This is a genomic window from Nocardia shimofusensis NBRC 100134, assembly GCF_001613125.1.
In the GTDB taxonomy this organism is placed as follows: Bacteria; Actinomycetota; Actinomycetes; order Mycobacteriales; family Mycobacteriaceae; genus Nocardia; species Nocardia shimofusensis.
Genome location: NZ_BDBT01000005.1, coordinates 131,918 through 152,381, shown reverse-complemented (window position 1 = coordinate 152,381; position 20,464 = coordinate 131,918). Strand labels below are relative to the sequence as shown.

Annotated in this window: 18 protein-coding genes; 6 read left to right on the top strand and 12 right to left on the bottom strand. The window is 69.5% G+C overall.

The window, feature by feature from the left end:
* Window positions 1–20 precede the first annotated feature (20 nt).
* Window positions 21–626 carry a TetR/AcrR family transcriptional regulator gene (locus NS3_RS07585; protein ID WP_245649503.1) on the top strand — a complete coding sequence of 202 codons (606 nt, stop codon included), beginning with the start codon at window positions 21–23 and terminating at the stop codon, window positions 624–626.
* Window positions 623–2,419, top strand: coding sequence for an alpha/beta fold hydrolase (locus NS3_RS07580; RefSeq protein WP_067855818.1), 1,797 nt, complete (start codon window positions 623–625; stop codon window positions 2,417–2,419). The genes NS3_RS07585 and NS3_RS07580 overlap by 4 nt, the downstream gene beginning before the upstream one ends.
* A gap of 133 nt (window positions 2,420–2,552) precedes the next feature.
* Here the strand turns inward: NS3_RS07580 and NS3_RS07575 are convergent, their stop codons facing one another.
* From NS3_RS07575 to NS3_RS07565, 3 genes are all read right to left on the bottom strand, one after another.
* A complete protein-coding gene (locus tag NS3_RS07575) occupies window positions 2,553–3,269 on the bottom strand; it encodes an MspA family porin (protein WP_067855815.1) in 717 nt (238 codons plus the stop codon).
* A gap of 236 nt (window positions 3,270–3,505) precedes the next feature.
* Entirely contained in the window at window positions 3,506–4,705 is a 1,200-nt protein-coding gene (locus NS3_RS07570; RefSeq protein WP_067856207.1) for a thiolase family protein, read from the bottom strand.
* Between the two features lie 75 nt (window positions 4,706–4,780).
* Window positions 4,781–6,298, bottom strand: a complete 1,518-nt coding sequence (locus NS3_RS07565; protein WP_067855812.1) for a carotenoid oxygenase family protein — start codon at window positions 6,296–6,298, stop codon at window positions 4,781–4,783.
* Window positions 6,299–6,517: 219 nt separating this feature from the next.
* Between NS3_RS07565 and NS3_RS07560 the strand changes: the two genes are divergently transcribed.
* The 3 genes from NS3_RS07560 to NS3_RS07550 all read left to right on the top strand — a co-directional run bounded on the left by NS3_RS07560 (window position 6,518) and on the right by NS3_RS07550 (window position 9,246).
* Entirely contained in the window at window positions 6,518–7,738 is a 1,221-nt protein-coding gene (locus NS3_RS07560) for an acetyl-CoA acetyltransferase (RefSeq protein ID WP_067855809.1), read from the top strand.
* Window positions 7,739–7,775: 37 nt separating this feature from the next.
* Window positions 7,776–8,738, top strand: a complete 963-nt coding sequence (locus NS3_RS07555; RefSeq protein WP_067855806.1) for a winged helix-turn-helix transcriptional regulator — start codon at window positions 7,776–7,778, stop codon at window positions 8,736–8,738.
* A 124-nt stretch (window positions 8,739–8,862) separates the two neighbouring features.
* Window positions 8,863–9,246: a hypothetical protein gene (locus NS3_RS07550; RefSeq protein WP_157101229.1), complete on the top strand. Its 384-nt coding sequence runs from the start codon at window positions 8,863–8,865 to the stop codon at window positions 9,244–9,246.
* A gap of 33 nt (window positions 9,247–9,279) precedes the next feature.
* On the opposite strand, the gene NS3_RS07545 is transcribed toward NS3_RS07550, so the two are convergent.
* The 4 genes from NS3_RS07545 to NS3_RS07530 form a co-directional block, all read right to left on the bottom strand.
* Window positions 9,280–9,573 carry a hypothetical protein gene (locus NS3_RS07545; RefSeq protein WP_067855801.1) on the bottom strand — a complete coding sequence of 98 codons (294 nt, stop codon included), beginning with the start codon at window positions 9,571–9,573 and terminating at the stop codon, window positions 9,280–9,282.
* A 358-nt stretch (window positions 9,574–9,931) separates the two neighbouring features.
* On the bottom strand, window positions 9,932–11,149 hold the full coding sequence (locus tag NS3_RS07540) for a DUF3089 domain-containing protein (protein WP_067855798.1): 1,218 nt from the start codon (window positions 11,147–11,149) through the stop codon (window positions 9,932–9,934).
* Window positions 11,150–11,435: 286 nt separating this feature from the next.
* A complete protein-coding gene (locus NS3_RS07535) occupies window positions 11,436–11,672 on the bottom strand; it encodes a hypothetical protein (RefSeq protein ID WP_067855795.1) in 237 nt (78 codons plus the stop codon).
* Between the two features lie 67 nt (window positions 11,673–11,739).
* Window positions 11,740–12,690, bottom strand: a complete 951-nt coding sequence (locus NS3_RS07530; RefSeq protein WP_067856204.1) for a linear amide C-N hydrolase — start codon at window positions 12,688–12,690, stop codon at window positions 11,740–11,742.
* Between the two features lie 158 nt (window positions 12,691–12,848).
* On the opposite strand from NS3_RS07530, the gene NS3_RS07525 reads away from it, so the two are divergent.
* On the top strand, window positions 12,849–14,672 hold the full coding sequence (locus tag NS3_RS07525) for an alkyl/aryl-sulfatase (RefSeq protein WP_067855792.1): 1,824 nt from the start codon (window positions 12,849–12,851) through the stop codon (window positions 14,670–14,672).
* A gap of 118 nt (window positions 14,673–14,790) precedes the next feature.
* Here NS3_RS07525 and NS3_RS07520 read toward each other — a convergent pair whose 3' ends face one another.
* From NS3_RS07520 to glnT, 5 genes are all read right to left on the bottom strand, one after another.
* Window positions 14,791–16,032 carry an allantoate amidohydrolase gene (locus NS3_RS07520; RefSeq protein WP_067855789.1) on the bottom strand — a complete coding sequence of 414 codons (1,242 nt, stop codon included), beginning with the start codon at window positions 16,030–16,032 and terminating at the stop codon, window positions 14,791–14,793.
* Between the two features lie 70 nt (window positions 16,033–16,102).
* A complete protein-coding gene (locus NS3_RS07515; protein ID WP_067855786.1) occupies window positions 16,103–17,425 on the bottom strand; it encodes an FMN-binding glutamate synthase family protein in 1,323 nt (440 codons plus the stop codon).
* A gap of 31 nt (window positions 17,426–17,456) precedes the next feature.
* Window positions 17,457–18,182: a GltB/FmdC/FwdC-like GXGXG domain-containing protein gene (locus NS3_RS07510; RefSeq protein WP_067855783.1), complete on the bottom strand. Its 726-nt coding sequence runs from the start codon at window positions 18,180–18,182 to the stop codon at window positions 17,457–17,459.
* Window positions 18,167–19,066, bottom strand: a complete 900-nt coding sequence (locus NS3_RS07505) for a class II glutamine amidotransferase (RefSeq protein WP_067855780.1) — start codon at window positions 19,064–19,066, stop codon at window positions 18,167–18,169. Before NS3_RS07505 ends, NS3_RS07510 begins: the two co-directional genes overlap by 16 nt.
* A gap of 47 nt (window positions 19,067–19,113) precedes the next feature.
* Window positions 19,114–20,463: a type III glutamate--ammonia ligase gene (gene glnT, locus NS3_RS07500; RefSeq protein ID WP_067855777.1), complete on the bottom strand. Its 1,350-nt coding sequence runs from the start codon at window positions 20,461–20,463 to the stop codon at window positions 19,114–19,116.
* Window position 20,464 lies beyond the last annotated feature (1 nt).

Sequence of the window (20,464 nt, the reverse complement as noted above, 5' to 3'; positions counted from 1 at the left end):
ACCGGTCTACTATTTGGGTCATGACAGCGGTGCGAAAAGGCGAGGCGACGAGTGCCCGGATGGTCGAGGTGATGCTCGGGTTGATCCAGTCGCGGGGATACGCCGGGACCGGGATCAATACTGTGCTCGAACAGTCCGGGGTACCCAAAGGGTCGATGTACTTCCACTTTCCGGAGGGGAAGGAGCAGTTGGCCGAGCGGGCGATCGGCCGGGCGTCCGAGGAGTTCCGGGCACTGATCACGGAGACCTCGGCGAGCGAGCCGAGTCCCGGCCGGGTGATCTCCCGAGTGCTGGACGTGCTGTCCGGCCTCTTGGTGGACGGCGACTACGAGCTGGGTTGCCCGGTGTCTGTGGTGACCCTGGAAATGGGCGCGCACAGCGATCGGCTCCGCACAGCGTGCGCGCTGGCCTACGAATCGTGGATCGCGCCGGTCGCCGACTATCTCGTGAGTGCGGGGCTCGAGGCGCGGCGGGCGCGGGAGCTGGCCGAGACGGTGGTGAGCGCCGTCGAAGGGGCGATGGTGGTCAGTCGCGCCATGCGGGATGTGCAGCCGATGCGCAGCGCCGCGCGAGTGCTCGCGACATTGCTCGACGAGGCCGTCGCGAGCGCGGGGGAGCAGTCGTGAGCAGGCGAGCGCTGGTATTCGGCGCCACCGGCTTCCTGGGGCGCCACCTGACCTCCGCTCTTGTGGCCGAGGGCGTTTCGGTGATCGTCGCGTGCCGGTCGGAGGTCTCCGCGCGGGCGCTGTCCGAGTGGCTCGTGCGGCACGACTGTGCGGAGCTTCCGGCATCGGTACCGGTGGATTTCGACGCTCCCGGGCTCGGGATCGCCGCGGCCGTGCGATCGGCCGGTATCTCGGAGATCTACAACTGCGCCGGGGCCTATCGGTTCGGGATGTCCGAGGACGAGGCACGACAAGCCAATGTGGACAGTGCTCGTGCGATCGTGGAGCTGGCGGCCGGGCTGCCGGGGCTGGAGCGGTTGGTGCACGTGTCGGGCTATCGCGTCGGTGCGGCGAATGCGGAGACGCGATGGACCCCGGAACACACGCGCCGGATCTATCGGGAACTCGGGGCCTACGAGGCGTCCAAGGTCGAGGCCGACGCCGTGGTGCAGGTGGAGGCGAACCGGCTCGGTGTGCCGTGGAGCATCGTGAATCCGTCCACGGTGAGCGGGATCGCCGCGACGGGCGAGTCCGATCAATATCTGGGCCTGGCAGACAGTTTCCGCCAGTTGTGGCACGGCGAGATGGCCGCCCGGCCCGGTGACACGGACACGTTCGTTCCTGTGATCCCGGTCGACTATCTCGCTCGATTCATGACACTGCTGCCCACCGATCCCGCCACGGCGGGTCACTCCTACTGGGTACTCGACGACGAGACCCCCGCCCTGCCGGAGTTGCTGCGTGTGGTCGGCGAGCACTATCGAGTGCGGGTGCCGCGGGTCCGCATCCCGGTCGCCGCCGTGAAGCGCTTGCCGACGGCGCTGACCAAGGCCGATCCGGAGACGATCGGCTTCATGTCCTCCGACCGATATCCGACCGGCCCGGCCGACGAGTTCGCGGCGCGGCACGGCCTGGCCATACCTGCCACCGTGCCCGCGATCCAGCGGTGGGCCGATCATCTGGCGGCACACCGTTTCGGCGCCGCCGAGGAGACAGACCTGAATCGCCGGTTCGCCGAGCACGCCGGGGTGCGCACCTTCACCCTCGGCCCCGAGAACGCGGGCAACCTTGTGCTGCCCGGACTTCCGGTGAATGCCGACACCTGGGCGACCGTAGCCGCCGCGACCGCCGACACCTCGGTGGCCGACCTGCCCGGACTGGGCATGAGCAGCGGCGCGCCCGGTGACTGGCCGGATTGGCTCGATGCCCTGCTCCCCGGCAGGCGACACCTGATCGGTCACTCGATCGGCGCGGCAGCCGTGGTGGAGGCGGCGAACCGGCATCCGGACCGGATCGAGCGGCTGACCCTCGTCGCCCCGTTCTTCCTCCAGCCACCCGGCGGCCCGAGCACCCGGGCCGGCCTGCTGACGAGCGCCTTCTTGCGGCGTATGCGCCCCGAAGCTCTCTCCCGGAGGCTCACCGGCACGCCCGACCACGCCCGTGAACTCGCAGGCAGTGTCGCGGATCTACGCCGCGCCGGGGTCTCCCGGCGGGTCGCCGCGCTGTTACGCCGCGCAGCCGAGAAGCGTTGGCGCGCAGAGCTTGTCCGCCAGCTCACCGCCTTTGCCGGACCGGTCCACATCGTCGTCGGCACCGAGGATCCGCTCGCCCCGTGGGCGGTGGACCTGCTCACCGGGTTCGGCTCCCGCGCGCGGATCACCACCATCGACGGCGCGGGGCACCATCCGCAACTGACCCATCCCGAGCGGTTGGCGACGCTGATCGGAGCCGATGCCGTCGACCGGGCGCGCTGACCGCGGCTCTGCCCGCGAAGGCCGGGCAAGCCGGCTCGGCGCATCGGCCACCCCGGTCGCCCCTCCGGTCGAACGGCGCCGGGCGCCGATGATCGCCGAGGCAGGCTGAGCCCTGCCTCGGCGTCCGCGGATGTCAGAAGGTGAAAGCCTCGCCGTAGCCGGTCGTCTGGACGGTGCTACCGGTCGTGTCGGCGCGCACGGTTATGAACGGCATCGCCGAAGCGGGAAAGAGGCAGCCGTTGACGTGCAGCGGCATGCTGCTGTGCGCGAAGGTGTACGGGAAGGTCGATTCCTCGTCCAGTTCCGCCGCGCCGATCGGCATGGCCACCACGGTGCCCGGCGCGAGACCGACCGCCAGTTCACCGGCGAGCGCGCCCTCGATACCGAAGGTCTGCTCGAGGTCGATGCCTCCGCCGAACGCCACCGCGACCTCCGGCGGCGCGTCGACCGCGAGTCCGAACTCGATGACGGTGTCGGCGCCGATCGAAGGCGAGGTTTCCGCTCCGATACCGATTTCCGGCGCGATGGCGATGCCGATACCCTCGGAGACGTCGACCGCGCACCCGACCAGATAGCCGGCGACGATCTCGCCGCCGCGTACTCCGGCGCCCTCGAGATTCACCGAGTAGTTCCCGGACACCTTGGCCGCGTGGGAGAACGGAACCCCGAGTGCCGTATCACCGGCGAGCAGCCAGTTGCTGGAGTCCACCGCCGCGACAACCCGCAGGCCGCCTGCGTTCACCTCCCCCGGGAAGGCGTCGGCCGAGGCGACGACGGTGCCAGACACTCCGGTGGTGGCCAGCGCCAATACTGTGAACGCGGCCAGGAACGACGCTTGCGTACGAGTCATTACGCTCCAGACGAGTCGGGATCGAACGGAAAAGCTTCGGATGCGCTCGGCGCGCCGTTGCGCGTATCCGTGAGGTGAGCGCGAAACCCCGACCGGTGTCGGACACACACCGGCCGTGCTCATCCAGCCACACCGCGCGCGTCGGCGCCTCACCCGAAACGGGTGAGATCGCCGGGAATCAGCGGTCTTCCGTGGACAGGTCGCCGACCCGCGCGCTGCCCCGTGGCACGCGGATGTCAGCGGCGAACGCGCTGGACGACGACCGCCGCGCCGAGGCCGAGACCGCCGGGGATGGCGAGCAGGGCGAATTCGCCGTCGATGCGCTCGAGTTCGTCCAGGGCGTTCACCAGCAGTATGCCCCCGGTGGCGCCGAGGGGGTGACCGGTGGCGACGGCGCCGCCGTTCGGGTTCACCCGGCCCGGGTCCAGGCCGAGTTCGCGGGTCAGCAGCAGCGGTGACACCGCAAACGACTCGTTGGCCTCGACGACATCGAGCCGCTCGGCGGTGATTCCGGCTCGGGCGAGGGCGTCCTGTGCGGCCTGCACGGATGCGGTGAGGCGGGGTGAGCGTACGGCCGTCTGAGCCACGCCCACGATGCGGGCGAGGGGAGCGGCGCCGAGCGCGGATCCTGCTCGTCCTGATCCCAGGACGAGGGCGGAGGCTCCGTCGGCGAGCTGGGGAGCGGTGCCGAACGTGTGCAGGCCGCCGGCCGGGCGCCGGGAGTCGGGCAGTTGCCGGGCGACCCGTTCCCAGGAAGGGTCTTCGGCGAAAAGGGTCGGCAGCGACGCGAATCCTTCGACTGCGGCATTGCTTCGGGCTCCTTCGTCGTGGGCGAGGATCACCGACTCGCCGGACATCAGGGGAATGATCGACGCCGAGGGCGGTGCGGCGGCCGAACGCTGGTGCGAGCGCACGGCGTAGGTGTCGAGATCGGCACGGGTGAAGCCCGCGTCCGCGGCGGTGAGGTCCGCCGCGACGCCGATCGTCACGTAGCCGGTGCGGTCCTGGAGCTCACCTTCGAAGGCGAAGGCGGGCTTGTCGAACAGCATCGGCACCCGCGACATCGATTCCACGCCGCCCGCGACGACGAGTTCGTTCATCCCGGAGGCGACCTTGGCCGTCGCCGTCCCGATGGCGTCGAGACCGGAGCAGCACAGCCGCGAGACCACCCCGCCGGGAACGGCATCGGGCCAGCCCGCCCACAGTGCCGCGGCGCGGGCGACGTCACCGCCCTGCTCGCCCGCCGCGGTACTGGTGCCGATGACCACGTCCTCGACGAGATCGGTGTCCAGGCCCCGCTCGCCGAGCGACCGCAGCAGGGTGGCGAGCAGTTCGTAGGCGGGCACGTCCGCCAGCGTTCCGCCGTCGCGTCTGACGCGGCCCTTCGGTGTTCTCACGGCGTCGTAGACGTAGACGTCGGAAGCGAACTGAGACATGGATTTCCGATCGCAGGAGGTGAGGGCGGGAGTTCGGCCCGGGGAGCCCAGGCCGGAGATCTGCAAGCCGCGGATCTACAGGCCGATGGCCTCGGCCGCGGTGTCGGTCGTGCGCCAGCGACGCAGTTCCTCGCCCGCCGCCCATGTCGAATGCGTGCCGCTCGAGATGCGTTCCGGCAACTGGAGTTTGCAGACCGGGCCGTCGCTCACCCGCGCGGCGTCGAAGACCAGGCAGTACGAGGCGTCGTCGTTCATGTCGGTGGTCAGCGTGACCAGGTAGCCGTCGTCCTCCGACGTGCTGCCCACGCGCGGGGCCATCGAGGTCTCGCTGCCGAAGACGCCGTCGCCGAAGGCGAAGTGCTCCTCCGCGCCGGTCTGCACATCGTGCTTGACGAGCCCGTCGAACAAGAACCGTCCCGGCTTGCCGGTGGCGGCGTAGACGTAGCGGTGTTCGCGGCCGCCGTGCGCGCCGTTGATCATGCCGAACTCGGTGATCCGCTCGCTGAGCTGCTCCTCCTTCACCTGACCGGTGACCAGGTCGAAGCGCCAGCGGTGCAGCCTGGTCTGCAGGTGGTCCAGGGCGAGGAAACGGAAGGCACGCTCCCACTTGTCGGAGATACCGTCGGCCGACGGCTCGGGATCGCCCTGGTAGAAGCCGTCCATGACGATCTCGTCGCCGTCCTCGTAGGCGTTGGTGAAGTGCAGGACATAGGTGGTGTCGGCTTCGAACCACTTGATGTCGGAGGTCTGGCCGCGGCGCGGGATGATCGCGAAGCGCGAGGGCAGATCGCGGTGGTAGCGGGGCAGGTGCACGCCGTGCTCGAGCAGGGCCGCGTCCCAGAACAGCGGCAGATCGTTGAGGATCGCGTAGTTCTCGGTGAAGGCCATGTCGTGCGGCAGGCGCGGGCCCGGCAGCGGGATGTCGACGTAGTGCACGAGGTCGTTGTTGTCGTCGACGACGCCGTACTTCATGTAGGGCGCTTGTTTGCTGTAGTTGAAGAACAGCAGTTCGCCGGTCGCCTCGTCGACCTTGGGGTGGGCGGAAACGCCCCAGTGGAATGGGAATCCGCCGTTCCAGTCCTCCTTGCCGAGCGTCTCGGCGGAGTAGGGGTCGAGGCGGTAGAGGTCACCGCACTGCCAGAAGCTGGTCAGCGCGCGGCCCCGGTGCACGGTGACATCGGTGCTCGAGGCGTCCTTCATACGCCTGCGCGCACCCCAGCCGTCCTCGCGCACGGCCCAGTCCGGCATCTCGGCCATGCCCGCCCACAGCGGGCGACCCGCCTCGTTCTCGGCGAGCAGACCGTCGGTGCGGACGAACCGGTTGCGGTAGAACGCTTTTCCGTCGCGGAAGCCGACGAGGTGGATCATGCCGTCACCGTCGAACGGGTGGTAGTTCTTGATTGCCGGGTGCAGCGGATTCTCGGTATTGCGCAGGTAGACGCCGTCCAGGTCGTGGGGGACGGCGCCCTCGACGACCCGCAGATCGTCGGCCTTCCACTCGGTGGTCTGCGGACGCCACGGACCTGTCCGATACGGATGGTTGTCGTCCTCAGGAAGGGTCGACAGCAATCGTCCCACCACGTCAACGTCCATGACCTGTTCTCGCCTCTCACATGCGACGACTCGCACGGCACGGGGCGTGCCGCCTTTCGCCATTGGTTCTACAACTAAGAGAGTGACTAGCGGTGCCCGCCCTTGTCAAGGCCGCCGCCGGAATCCGTCGGGGGCTGGGCAGAAACGTCGGACAGGTTTACGCTCTCTTAGTTGAAGTAGAGCGAATCCGGGCTCTACCAGCAGGAAAGCGGTGCAGTGATGGCTCCCGAACCCGTGTGGATCGCCGGCGGACATCAGTCCGACTTCGCGCGGAACCTGACCAAGGAAGGGCTCGACCTCAGCGATCTCACCGCGGAGATCGTCGGCGGAACGCTCGAATCGGCCGGTTTCGAGGCGGCCGATATCGACGTGATCCACCTCGGCAATGCCTTCGGTCAGGTCTACACCGGGCAGGGGCACCTGGGCGCCATGCCCGCTTCGGTCGTGCCCGAGCTGTGGGAGGTGCCCGCCACCAGGCACGAGGGAGCGTGCGCCTCGGGTTCGCTGGCGGTTCTGGCGGCCATGGCCGACCTCGAATCCGGCCGCTACGACGTCGCGCTCGTGCTCGGCGTCGAGTTGGAGAAGAACGTGCCCGGCGACCTCGGTGCGCAGAACATGGCCGGAGCGGCGTGGATCGGTCGCGAAGGCCAGGACGCGAAATATATGTGGCCCTTCATGTTCAGCCGGGTGGCCCAGGAGTACGACAAGCGCTACGGCCTCGACCCCGCCCACTTGTGGCGCATCGCCGAGCTCAACACCCGCAACGCCAGGAGCAATCCGAACGCTCAGACCCGGGTCCGGCAGTTCGGGCCGGATTCGTTCACCGACGACCCCGTGGCGAACCCAGTGGTCGAGGGTTTCCTGCGCAAAGCCGACTGCGGACCGCTCACCGACGGGGGCGCGGGCGTGGTGCTGGTCTCCGAGCGCTACCTCGCCGCGCATCCGCGACTGCGGTCGCGGCCGCTGTCGCGCATCCTCGGCTGGGGGCATCGGACGGTCGGGCTCCCGCTCGAGGAGAAGCTGCGGCGCAGCGCCGACCAGCCCTTGATGTTCCCGCACGTCGCGGCCACGATCCAGGACGCGTTCGGCCGGGCGGGCCTGGCCGGCGTCGACGATCTCGACCTGATCGAGACCCACGACTGTTTCACCGCCAGCGAGTACATGGCGATCGACCATTTCGGGTTGACCGAGCCGGGCCGGAGCTGGCGCGCGATCGAAGCCGGTGATCTCGAGATCGGCGGCAGGCTGCCGATGAACCCGAGCGGCGGCCTGCTCGGCGGCGGCCACCCGGTCGGTGCGACGGGCGTCCGGATGCTGCTCGACTGCCACCGGCAGATCACCGGCGGCGCGGGCGACTACCAGGTCGCGGGTGCTCGCCGGGCGGCCATGCTCAATATCGGCGGAAGTACGACGACGACCGTCAGCTTCGTCGTCGGCTGAGGTCGGAGCCGCCGCCCCCCGCCGATAGAGTGCCGATATGGCAGTAGACCACGCGCCCACCGAGTTGCGGGAAGGCGGCGACAACGCGATCGCCGTGACCCTGGGCGCGCTCGGCGACGAGTGGAACCTGTGGATCCTGCGTTTCGCCGTCGAGGGCTGCCGCCGCTACGGCGACTGGTTCGCGCGCGGCGCCATCTCGAACTCGGTCCTCGCCGCGCGGTTGGCGCAGCTCACCGAGCTCGGCCTGTTCGAGCGGGTCGAGTACTCGCGGCGCCCGGTGCGTCACGAATACGTGCTGACCGCGCGCGGCCGCGGCGTGTGGCCGATCCTGCTGGCCATGTGGGCATGGGAGCAGGAGTGGGCGCCGGAGTCGGATACTCCGCTACCGATCATGCGGCACCGGACCTGCGGCGAGCGGTTCGCGCCTCGGCTCGCCTGCCGCGCCTGCGGTGCGGCGGCCGCCGGGCGCGAGGTGTCGGCCGCGCTCGGCCCGAGCGGTGACTGGTCGCGCAGCGTTCCCGCCTCGATCGGGCGCCGCCGCTCCGCCGCGCGCCCCTCGCAGGTGCTGCCGCACACCATGGAACTGCTGGGCAACCGCTGGTCCGCCGCCATGCTCGGCGCGCTGTTCCTGGGCGCGAACCGTTTCGGCGAGCTGTCGGAACGGACGAGTGCGCCGCCGGCGATGGTCGCCGATCGGCTGCGGCGCTTCGAGGATCTCGGCGTCGTGGAGACCGCGCCCAACCCGCTCCGGCCGGATTGGGTCACCTACGGCCTCACCGCGAAAGGCGCGGCGTTCTTTCCGGTCATCGCCCTGATGATCGACTGGGGGCAGCGATGGTTCCACGCGCCCGAGGGGCCGGCGATCGTCTTCACGCATACGGTGTGCGGCAACGATTTCCATCCGTGGCTGGCGTGCGGGCACTGTTCGCGGGAGCTGCGCGCCGGGCAGGTCGTGATCGAGGCCGCGGTGGGTGCCGCCGAGCCGTTGTCCAGCCCCTGATTCCTCTGTCTGAGGAATCGTCGTTTCACATCTAGGCTGGTCGAAGTGACTCGGCTCCGTCGGGGCCGCGGGCTTGGAGAGGATCGAGTCTCCTGTGAAAAGCTTTGTGGGGAAATACGTATCGATGACGGGCGTGGCGGCAGCCGCGCTGATGATGGCCGCGCCGCAGGCGACGGCACTCGACGGCGTCTACGAGATGGCGCTCTCGGGCGCCGATCACGCGGTGGGCTGTACCTACGAGCTGTCCATCGTGGACCCGCCGTCGCCCGCGTCGGCGACCTTCTTCGACAACGGCCGGAAGATCGGCGCGTCCTCGGGTTCCTCGGTCCTCACCGGCGACTTGGAGACTCGATGGACGCCGGAGACCGCCGGAACGCACAACATCACCGCCTCCCTGGGCTACCTGAGCGCTGCGGTGTTCGTCACGCCGTTGGTGGTCGAGGTGCGCGAGGACGGCTCGTGCGGCGGGGGCGGGCTGAGCTCGATCCTGCCGAGCTTCTCCGGCTAGCCCGCCGCCGCGTCCACCGGGTCTCGCGTCGGGTCAGCGCATGCTGCCGCCGATCGCCGACCATCTGTTGAGCGAGACCCGCGGCGCGGCGCACTCGATGTCCACGACCGCCATCACCCGTTCCAGCGTCGATGCGTCGAGATGGCCCGTCGAAGGCAGCAACACCGCGTCGGCGCCGGACGACAGCGCCTGATCCAGCAGGCTCGTCATCGAGCCCGCATCCGCCCAGCGCAGCGAATATCCCAGTTGCCGAGCGAGACGACGTACCTGAGCCGAATCCCACTCGGCCGTCGGTGACGACGGGTCCAACCATCCGAGAGCGAACATCCCAGCCTCCGTTCGATCGCCGACAAGCCTCCGCCCGCGATGCCGGCACGACGATCACGCGGACCGGGCCGTCCATTCGGGCGGTAATGGTCAAAGCCTCACAGCGGGAGCGAATACCCGGGAAAATCGTTTTGGAACATTTTACGTGAACATTCTTTTCGGACTCGCCCGTTCGGTGCCGTATTCGTCGTCCCGTGCAGCGGCTTTCGAGGGCGCCGGATTCCTCGGCTCCGGGATCGACGCGCTGAGAATGCATTCCCGGGGTCGACGGCCCAGTCGACCCTGACCCGGGATCATTCCGCAGGAGCAAGAGGTTCCGGAACCGGGGCCGGAACTGACCGGAGCAATGCGGCTCCGGTCACCGGCCCCGGCCGATCTGCTGCCCGAGACGTTGCCGGTAGGCGGCGATCTGAGTGCCCACCATCTCGACGGTGTCGCCGAGAGCCAGGGTGACGTCGGCGGAGTGCAGGCCCCAGCCCGGGGTGGGGAACGGGCCGAGTTCCGGAGTCCCCGGCTCCGGGCGGACCAGCAGGACATGGGCATTGCCGGTGCGGGTGCATCGGGCGCGGTAGCGCTGGGCGGGCCGCAGCCAGGGAGTGTCGGCAGTCGGAGGCAGACCGCGGTGGCTGACGATGTCGCCGAGACCGAGGACGCCGGGGAACAGAGTGCTGCGCATCAGGGTGTGCAGGCGAACTTCGGCATTGTGCTGCGGGGAGGCCGGATTGACGCAGGCGATCTCGTAGCCGGGGCCGAAGGGGGCCGGGTCCGCTTCCGCGGTGGTGGGCGTGACGCCGTAACGCGCGTCGGGAGGCGGTGTCCGGCCGAACGCGGACCAGGCGACGACGCAATGGGTCTGGTCGGCTCGGCGGCACAGCGGCACGGTCTGGAAGTCGCCGCCGATGTCGGCGCCGCGCGGAACCACCACATTGCCGCCGACGAGGACCGCCGAGACGAGCCGGGCACCGACCGCCGGGTCCGGCTCGATGCGTTCGCGCAGCAGTTGCCGCAGCATCCTGGTGCCCTGGGAATGACCGATGAGAACCACACCGCGACCGTGGTTGTCCTCGGCAAGATACTGTTCCCAGGCCCGGGCCACATCGCGGAACGCCATCGCGGCGGCCGCCGCGGCCCGGCCCGGGGAGCCGGGATTCTGCAATCCGAGCAGCGTGCGCTGCCGATAAACGGGGGCGTAGACGTCGCACACCTGCGAGAACCGCTGCGCCTGCTGCTCGGCGACGGCCCGCACGGGTGCGCTGACATCGCGGCTCGCCGAGTACGACAATTCCTGCGAGACAGTGGGATACACGTAGAAGCAGTCCACGTCGTGGCGCTTCGGCGACGGTGCGGGCACCACGACATCGGGCTGATCGTGGGTACGTTCGGTGGTGGTCAGATCACCGCGGCACGGGTCGGCGGGCAGGTCGGGGCGGCACAACCAGACGGTGTCCTGCGGTTCCGGCTCGGCGGGAGCGGTCGCCGCGTGCGGCGCGAGAAACGCGACGAACAGAATGAGGACCGTGGCCAGCCCGGCGCGGGGACCGTTTGCCGGGGGTGAACCGAAGAACTCGGCGGGCACGCAAGCTCCCTTCGAACGAACGCGCCCACTCTAGGACGGCGGGCGCGCCCGTGCGAGGTGGGGTTCGGCACTGTGCGACAGCGACAGTTCGAGCACTGTGCGACAGCGACAGTTCAGGCACTGTACGACAGCGACAGAGGGCTCGCTGCGGGCCTTTCCCGGACAGCCGCCCGTCGCTGTCGTGACATCACTGTGATGCGGACCAGCGAAATTTACCTTCCCTTGTCTGGTGTCCGACCCGCTCCGCGGCGAACACTGGGGGCGGTATATCAGTCATTGTGATCCATCAGCTCCCGTCCACCGTGAAGGGTTCGAAGATGTCCAGATTCACGAAGTTGTTCGCCACTACGGCAGTGGCACTGTCGCTCGGCTTGTTCGCCGCGCCGATGGCCTCGGCCGCAAGCACTCCATCGGCCGACCCGGTCGCCGGTTCTGTCATTCTCTGCGTACCCCTCGGTAGCGTGACGATCTGCATCTGATTCGGGAACGCGTCATACGCGCGTTCGGAGAACGCGCGTGCCATCAGCAGGTCGCCTCGGTGCGGCCTGCTCGTCTTTCCGCGGTAGCGGGTACGGACTCGTCGGTCGAGTTCAGGACAGCACGAACGGCGGCGGCTCGGCCGGGGTGAACGCGCGGCTGACGTCGCCGATGAGTTCGCTGTCGGCGAGTTCGAGTTCGTAGTGGGCGGTGAAGTCGAGATCGGCCAGGTCCACCCAGATGATGTTGGGGCTGAACGAGGATTCGTAGAGGTAGCGGCGCCGGGTGAGGTCGCTGAGCGTGCGCCAGATGGTCGCGGAGATGTTGGGCCGCTCCGGGTCGGGTTCGCCGAAAGGCTGAGCGGCATTGCGCATGACGCTGAGCAGTGCGGCGTACGCGCGCGGCGCGGTCTCGGCAGGCGGCAGACGATCGAGATAGTAGGAGGCGCGGACGAAGCGGTCGGCGGCCTCGGTGGTGCCGGGCAACGGGGTGGCGCCGCCGAAGCCGGCGAAGTTCTTCTTCAGTTCGAGTTGCTGCTCATAGGGCGGGGAGTTCGTCATCACCGTGTAGGTGCGGTCGTGGTGCAGGCGCGCGACGCCGTCGATGTGCTCGATGATCAGCGAATCGCCGGTGGCGTCCTCCAAGGCCAGGTGTACGGTTGCCGGCCGCCCGCTGCGCGGCTCGATCAGCGGCAGGACCTGGAAGGGTTCCCGCTGCACGAGCTCCACGCATTCCGCGATCGTCGAGCACAGGTCGAGGAACACCTGGGCCCACAGCGAGACCGCCACGGACGCCTTGGTGGTGTCCCGCTCGCCGAAGTCGGCTTCGGCCAGCCACAACAGATGCGCGGCCAAGCCCTGTTCGTTGATGCCGTCGGAGGTGGCGTTGTCCCATACCGTGGCCACCACGCTGCCGTGGCGGGCGGTCCAGCGCATCGGCGAGGCGTCGCGGTCGTGACCGATTCGCTCCACGCCGCGTGGCAGCACCCACAGATTGGTGTCCATCTCCTCGCGCCAGTCCATGTTCCGGCCCACCAGAACGCCGTGCCCACTGTCGGTCCACATCGCTCGCGTGCACATGACTTCCTCGATTCGGTAGCGGTTGTCGGGAAAGGGGACATCGGGGTTCACCCGTCGTGGGTGAGCACAGAAAGATTGCTCGAGATTAGCTTGCCGGTGACCGCTACGGCCGAATCAGCACGCGACCACGGATGAGGTGCCCCATGAAACCCGGACCGGACTTCGACGACAGGACCGATGTCGACAACGCGGCACGCGGACTCGTCGCCGAATTCGACCGCCCCACCGTCACCGCGGCGGACGGGCGCGTGATCTGGGACCTCGCCGCCTACGAGTTCCTGAACGGGGAGTGCCCCGACACCGCGAACCCGAGTCTGTGGCGGCAGGGCCGCCTGTGCTCCCGACAGGGGCTGTTCGAGGTCACCGAGGGCATCTACCAGGTGCGCAATCTCGATCTGTCGAACATGACACTGGTCGAGGGACGCGAGGGCGTCGTGGTCATCGATCCGCTGCTGTCGGTGGAGACGGCGGCCGCTGCCTTGGACCTGTATCGAACACACCGTGGCGACCGCCCGGTGACGGGCATGATCTACACCCATTCCCATGTCGATCATTTCGGCGGCTCGCGCGCCGTGGTGCCCGCCGGACACCCGGAGATCCCGATCCTGGCCCCGGCCGGTTTTCTCGAGCACGCTGTCAGCGAGAACGTCTACGCGGGCACCGCGATGGCTCGGCGCGCGGTGTTCATGTACGGAGCCGGGCTGGCCAAAGCCCCCGACGGGCAGATCGGCTGCGGTCTGGGCATGACGAACTCCCTCGGCCGAGTCACCTTGATCCCGCCGACCGTCGACATCACCCACACCGGGCAGCAGGAGGAGATCGACGGCGTCCGGATGGTCTTCCAGCCGACGCCGGGCACCGAGGCGCCGGCGGAGATGAACTTCCTGTTCCCGGACCTGCGGGCGCTCTGCATGGCCGAGAACGCCACCCACAACATGCACAACGTCCTGACCCTGCGGGGCGCGCTGGTGCGCGACGCCCGTGTCTGGGCGGGCTATCTCGACGAGGCGATCGGGCTGTTCGCCGATCGCGCCGACGTCGCCTTCGCCTCACACCACTGGCCGACCTGGGGCAGCGACAACTGGACGGCATGGCTGGCCGGCCAGCGCGACATGTACGCCTACCTGCACGATCAGACGCTGCGGCTGGCGAACAAGGGCCTCACCGGGGCGGAGATCTCCGAAGAACTGACCTTCCCGCCCGCACTCGACGCACTCTGGGCCAACCGCGGCTACTACGGCTCGCTCAGCCACAACGTCAAAGCGATCTACCAGCGTTATCTCGGCTGGTTCGACGGCAACCCCGCTCACCTCTGGGAACACCCACCCGTCGAAATCGCCCGCCGCTACGTCGCCGACTACGGCGGGGTGGACGCGATCGTCGCGAAAGGCCGCGAGTACGCCGACCGGGACGATCTGCGGTTCGCCGCCACTTTGCTCAACCACGCGGTGTTCGCCGAGCCCGGCCACGACGGGGCGCGCGCCGCGTTGGCCGAGGTCTATCGCCGGCTCGGGCACGGCGCCGAGAACGGCGTCTGGCGCAACTTCTACCTCGTCGGTGCCCGGGAACTGCGCCACGATGTCACCCCGGCGATGCTCGACAACGCCGACCCGGAGATGCTGAGCGCGCTGACCGTGGACATGATCATCGATGCGCTCGCGGTCCGGATCGACGGCCCGCGCGCGGCGGAGAGCCCTTTCGTCATGGACTGGAAGCTGACCGACGAGAATCGGGTCATCCGCTTGACCTCGTCCAACGGCGCGCTGACCCATCGGACGGCGACGCCGGAGGCGCCGCTGCGGGGGAGCGCGGACCTCACCCTCACCCTCGACAAGCCGAAGCTGCTGGGAATCCTCGCGGGAGCGGGAATCGACGGCGTCGACATCGACGGCGATCCGACCCTGCTGGCGACATTCACCGCCTGCCTCGACACCGCCGATCCGGCCTTCCCGATCGTGACGCCGTGACCACGACCGTCGCAACCGGGAGGACCGCTTCGCCGACGGTCGCCGAAGCACGCGAGTCGCCCGGGCTGCGCGTCGCCGCATGACCTGAACGATCGCCCGTGACGCCGTCGACTAGCGATCACTGCTTGAGGCGGCGCTGGGCGCTCACCCACTCGGCCATCACGTCGGCGAGCGCCCCGGCGCCGAATCGGCAGTCCTCCGGGGTGGCGAATTCGGCGGGGGAGTGGGAGACGCCGGTCGGGTTGCGGACGAACAGCATTGCCGTCGGGACCACGGCGGAGAGGATGCCTGCGTCGTGGCCTGCCTGCGTGGGCAGGATGGGGATCTCGCCGAGGCGGGTGAGGGCCCGGGTGACGCGGTCGCGTGGTCCGGGCGGGAATTCGACGATAGGCGTGATGGATTCGGCTTCGATGTCCAGGCCGATGCCGTCACGGGCGGCGTGCTCCCTGGCTTCGGCGGCGATACGGGCGACGAGGGCGTCGAGGGTCGGTTCGTCGGCGGCGCGGGCGTCGAGCCAGGCGAGGATTTCCGAGGGGATGGCGTTGGCGCCGTTGGGCAGGACGCGGAGCTTACCGAACGTGGCGACTGCTTCGTGGAGTTCGGCGGCCTGGCGGGCCGAGTGGACCGAGGAGGCGAAGGCGAGCATGGGGTCGTGGCGGTCGACGAGGCGGGTGGCGCCCGCGTGGTTGGCCTCGCCGGTGAAGCGGAACAGCCAGCGGCCGTGCGGCCAGATGGCGGAGGCGACGGCCATCGGGCGGTCCACGAGATCGAGGGTACGGCCCTGTTCGACGTGGAGTTCGACGTAGACGCCGACGCGGTCGGTCAGGGTGGGGTCGGGACCGAGGTGGCGGGGATCGCGGGCGTTTCGCGTCAGCGCTTCGGCGAGGGTGATGCCGTCGGCGTCGCGTAGGCCGAGAGCGCGCTGGGGAGTCACCGCCCCGGTGCTCAATTGGGAGCCGACGCAGGCGACGCCGAAGCGGGCGCCCTCCTCGTCGGAGAAGGCGGTGACCGCGACGGGACGGGTGGGGGCGATGCCGCGGGCGCGGACGATGTCGACGGCGGCGAAAGCCGAGACCACGCCGAGCGGTCCGTCGTAGGCGCCGCCGTCGGGCACCGAGTCCAGGTGCGATCCGGTGACGAAGGCGTCCCGCGGCTCGCCCTGCCAGCCCTCGGGCAACCACCACGCCCACAGGTTGCCGTTGCGGTCTTCCTCCACATCCATGCCACGTTCGGCCGCGCATCCGGTGAACCATTCCCGCAAGGTCATGTCGGCGTCGTTCCAGGCGAAGCGGCGGTAGCCGCCGGTCGCGGCTTCCCGGCCGACGTCGAGGATCGACTCCCACATCGTGTCGAAGGTCATCGGTGAGGTACTCCTGTTCGCGGATGCGCGGTCGTCGTGAACGGTGGAAACGCTTGTCCTGAGGAAAGACTCAGTACCTTCCGGGGATCCAGTCGGTTCCGGCCAGCGGCACCCGCGCCATGGCGGAGGCCTCCACGGTGAGGGCGACCAGATCTTCGGGCTCCAGATTGCGCAGATGCGACTTGCCGCAGGCCCTGGCCAGGGTCTGAGCTTCCATCGTCAGCACACGCAGGTAGTTCGCCAGGCGACGGCCCGCGGCCACCGGATCGAGATTGCGGGCCAGCTCCGGGTCCTGAGTGGTGATGCCCGCGGGGTCGCGACCTTCCTGGAAGTCGTCGTAGAAGCCGGGCGCGGAGCCGAGCGCGGCGTACTGCGCGGCGAAGCGAGGGCTGTTGTCGCCCAGCGCGATCAGCGCGGCGGTGCCGATGGCGACCGCGTCCGCGCCCAGCGCCATCGCCTTGGCCACGTCGGCGCCGCTGCGGATGCCGCCGGAGACGATGAGCTGCACCCGGCGATGCACGCCCAGTTCCTGCAACGCCTGCACCGCCTGCGGAATGGCCGCCAGCGTGGGGATGCCGACGTGCTCGATGAACACGTCCTGGGTCGCGGCGGTACCGCCCTGCATGCCGTCGACGACGATCACGTCGGCGCCCGCCTTCACCGCCAGCTTCACGTCGTAGTAGGTGCGGGTCGCGCCGACCTTGACGTAGACGGGCTTTTCCCAGTCGGTGATCTCGCGCAGTTCGATGATCTTGATCGCCAGATCGTCCGGGCCGGTCCAGTCCGGGTGGCGGCAGGCCGAGCGCTGGTCGACGCCCTGGGGCAGGGTGCGCATCGTCGCGACGCGTTCGGTGATCTTCTGACCGAGCAGCATGCCGCCGCCGCCGGGCTTGGCGCCCTGGCCGAGCACGACCTCGATGGCGTCGGCCTTGCGCAGGTCGTCGGGATTCATGCCGTAGCGCGAGGGCAGGTACTGGTAGACCAGGTTCTTGGACTGGCCGCGTTCCTCGGGGGTCATGCCGCCGTCGCCGGTGGTGGTGGACGTGCCGACCTCGCTGGCACCGCGACCGAGCGCCTCCTTGGCCCGGCCGGAGAGAGCGCCGAAGCTCATGCCGGCGATGGTGATCGGGATATCCAGGTGCAGGGGGTATTTCGCGTGCCGGTCGCCGAGGACCACGTCGGTGTCGCAGCGTTCCCGGTACCCCTCGAGGGGGTAGCGGGACATGGACGCGCCGAGGAACAGCAGATCGTCGAAGTGCGGCAGGGCTCGCTTGGCGCCCCAGCCGCGGATGTCGTAGATGCCGGTCTCGGCGGCGCGCTGGATTTCGGCGATCACCGAGCGCGGGAAGGTGGCGGACTCGCGAAGCGTGGGATCGTGAGCGGGGGTTGTCATCGGAGTCTCCTGTCCGTGGTCGATCGGCAGGTCAGTAGGCGCTGACGTTGTCGACGTGGAAGTTGTAGAGCGAACGGGCCGAGCCGTAGCGGGTGAAATCGGCCGGATCGGCGTCCATGCCGGCGGCCTTCAGCAGTGCGGCCAGTTCGGCGAGGTGTTCCTCGCGCATGGGCTTGGCGACGCAGTCCGCGCCGAGGGAGGCCACCGCGCCGCGCACGTAGATGCGGGCCTCGTAGAGCGAATCGCCCAGCGCCTCACCGGCATCGCCGAGCACGACCAGGCGGCCTGCCTGTCCCATGAAGGCGCTCATGTGACCGATGTCGCCGCCGACCACGATGTCCACGCCCTTCATCGAGATACCGCAACGCGCGGCCGCGTTGCCCTCGATGACCAGCAGGCCGCCGTGCGCGGTGGCTCCCGCGGACTGGGAGGCGTCGCCGGTGACCCGGACGGTGCCCGACATCATGTTCTCGGCCAACCCGACGCCGGCATTGCCGCGCACGGTGATCGAGGCGTTCTGGTTCATCCCCGCGCAGTAGTAGCCGACATGGCCTGCGATGGTGACCTCGAGGTCGTCGGTGAGGCCGCAGGCCAGCGCGTGCGCGCCGCGCGGTTCGGTGAGGGTGACCTGGCGGGGCGCGTCGGAGCTGTGCAGCAGCGCGTTCACCTCGCGCACCGAGGTCTCGGTCAGATCCAGCCGGAGCGCGCCGCTCGCCGTCTCGGTCGCAGTTGCCATGGTGCTCACTGCCGGTGCCATAGGTAGACCTCTTCCGGTTCGGGTTCGAAGATGTGGGCGTCGGCGACGCCGGGCAGATCGGCCAGCGCGCGATATTCGGAGGCCATCGCCACCCAGCGGTCGGTCTCGGCGACCACCGCGGGCTTGCAGGCGATGGGATCGCGTACCACGGCGAAGGATTCGGAGTTGGCGACGAGCAGGGTGTAGAAGCCGTCGAAGCGCTCCATGAGCAGCCGCAGCGCCTTCTCCAGATCGACGCCCTGGGCCAGCCGGTCGGCGATGAACCGCGCGCCGACCTCGGTGTCGTTGTCGCTGTCGAACACCACGCCCGCGCGCTGCAATTCGTGCTGGACGCTGCGGTGGTTGGAGAACGAGCCGTTGTGCACCAGGCACTGGTCCGGGCCCACCGAGAACGGGTGCGAACCTGCCGCGGTGACCGCGGACTCGGTCGCCATCCTGGTGTGCGCGACGCCCTGCCGGCCCGCGGCCCGCGGCAGGCCGAACCGGTGCGCGAGTTCGGTGGGATTGCCGATGCCCTTGACGACGGTGAGATCCGCGCCGAAGCCGATGACGCGGGCGGCCGGTGCGATGCCGGGCACGGCGGCGGCCAGCTCGGCGGCGTCGATCGGGGCGTGCAGGACGGTGGTCGGCGCGAGGTCGATGCCCGTCACGGTCACGCCGAGCAGGTCGCCGAGTCCGGCGGCCAGTTCCGCGGCGGGCACGCCCGCGTCCAGCAGCGAGACGGTGGACTCGCCGGGCGGCGACCAGATCGGGTCACCGTAGACGGCCATGCCCGCCGAATCGGGTCCGCGGTCGCACATCTGGTCGAGCATGCCGGTCAGCAGCGCGCCGAGCCGCGGATACAGCGTTTCGTCGCGCAGGTGCAACCCGACTATTCCGCACATGGGGAAACTCTCTCTCTGAGTGGAGGACTGTCTGGTCGGGAACCGCCTCAGAAGGCGGTGAGGTAGCGGTCGATCTCCCAGCTCGAGACCGTGTTGTGCCAGGCGAAGAACTCCTCGCGCTTGAGGCCGCTGAAATAGGTGCTGACGCCGGGGCCCGCGCCGTCGAGCGCGGCGCCGATCACCGGATCGGCGTCGAGGGCGTCCATGGCGTGCAACAGGGTCATCGGCAGCATGTCGCCGTGGACGGCGCCGGAGCCCGGCTCGCCCGGATCGAGATCACGCTCGATGCCGTCCAAGCCGGCCGCGACGGTCGCGGCGATGGCCAGGTACGGGTTGGCCGAGCCGTCGCCGCCGCGCAGCTCGACCCGGTGGTGGTCGGGCACGCGCAGGTACTGCGTGCGATCGTTGCCGCCGTAGGTGGCGTAGCGCGGGGACCAGGTGGCGCCGCTGGAGGTGGAGGTCGCGCCGATGCGCTTGTAGGAGTTGACCGTCGGGGCGAGCACGGCCTGCAGGGCGCAGGCGTGGTCGAGAATGCCCGCGATGGTCGAGTACGCGGTGCGCGACAGGCCGAGCCCGCGCGGGTCGGCGGCGTCGGGGAACAGCGCCCCCGTGCCGTCCCACAGCGACAGGTGCAGGTGCATTCCCGAGCCGGTGCGGTCGGTGAACGGCTTGGGCATGAAAGTGGCGCGCATGCCGCGCTTCTCGGCGATCACCGACAGCAGGTAGCGGGCGGTGATGACGCGGTCGGCGGTGGTCATGGCGTCGGCGTAGTCGAAGTTCTGCTCGAACTGACCGTTGGCGTCCTCGTGGTCGCTGGCGTAATTACCCCAGCCCAGTGCGTTCATCGCCGCCGCGACCTCGGTGAGGTGGTCGTACATGCGGGTGACGTCGCGGGCGTCGTAGCAGGGCTGGCTGCTGGTGTCGGCGCGATCGGCGGTGCGCAGCCCACCGCCGGAGTCCCGGTCGACGAGAAAGTACTCGATCTCCGCGCCGACGTTCACGGTCAAGCCGCGCTTCGCCGCGCGAGCCAGGCTCGCGGCCAGCACATTACGCGGCGCGAACGGCCACGGCGTGCCGTCGACGTGCGGATCGCAGTGCACGAGCGCGAGGCCGGGGCGGATGAACGGGATCGGGGTGAAGGTCGCGGGGTCGGGGATCGCGACCAGGTCGGGATCGCGCGGCTGCTGACCCATGGTGCCCGCCGCGTAGCCCGCGAACCCGGCGCCGTCGACGGCGAGCCGGTCGGCGGCCTCGACGGGGACGAGTTTGGCGCAGGGCTTGCCCGACAGCGTGACGAACAGCGCCAGGATGTAGCGAGTGCCGGTGGCGCGGGCGAGTTCGGTGAGAGTGTCGGTGGTGGCGGCGGGGACCGGGGCGAGGGCGGTGTCGGTGGCCATC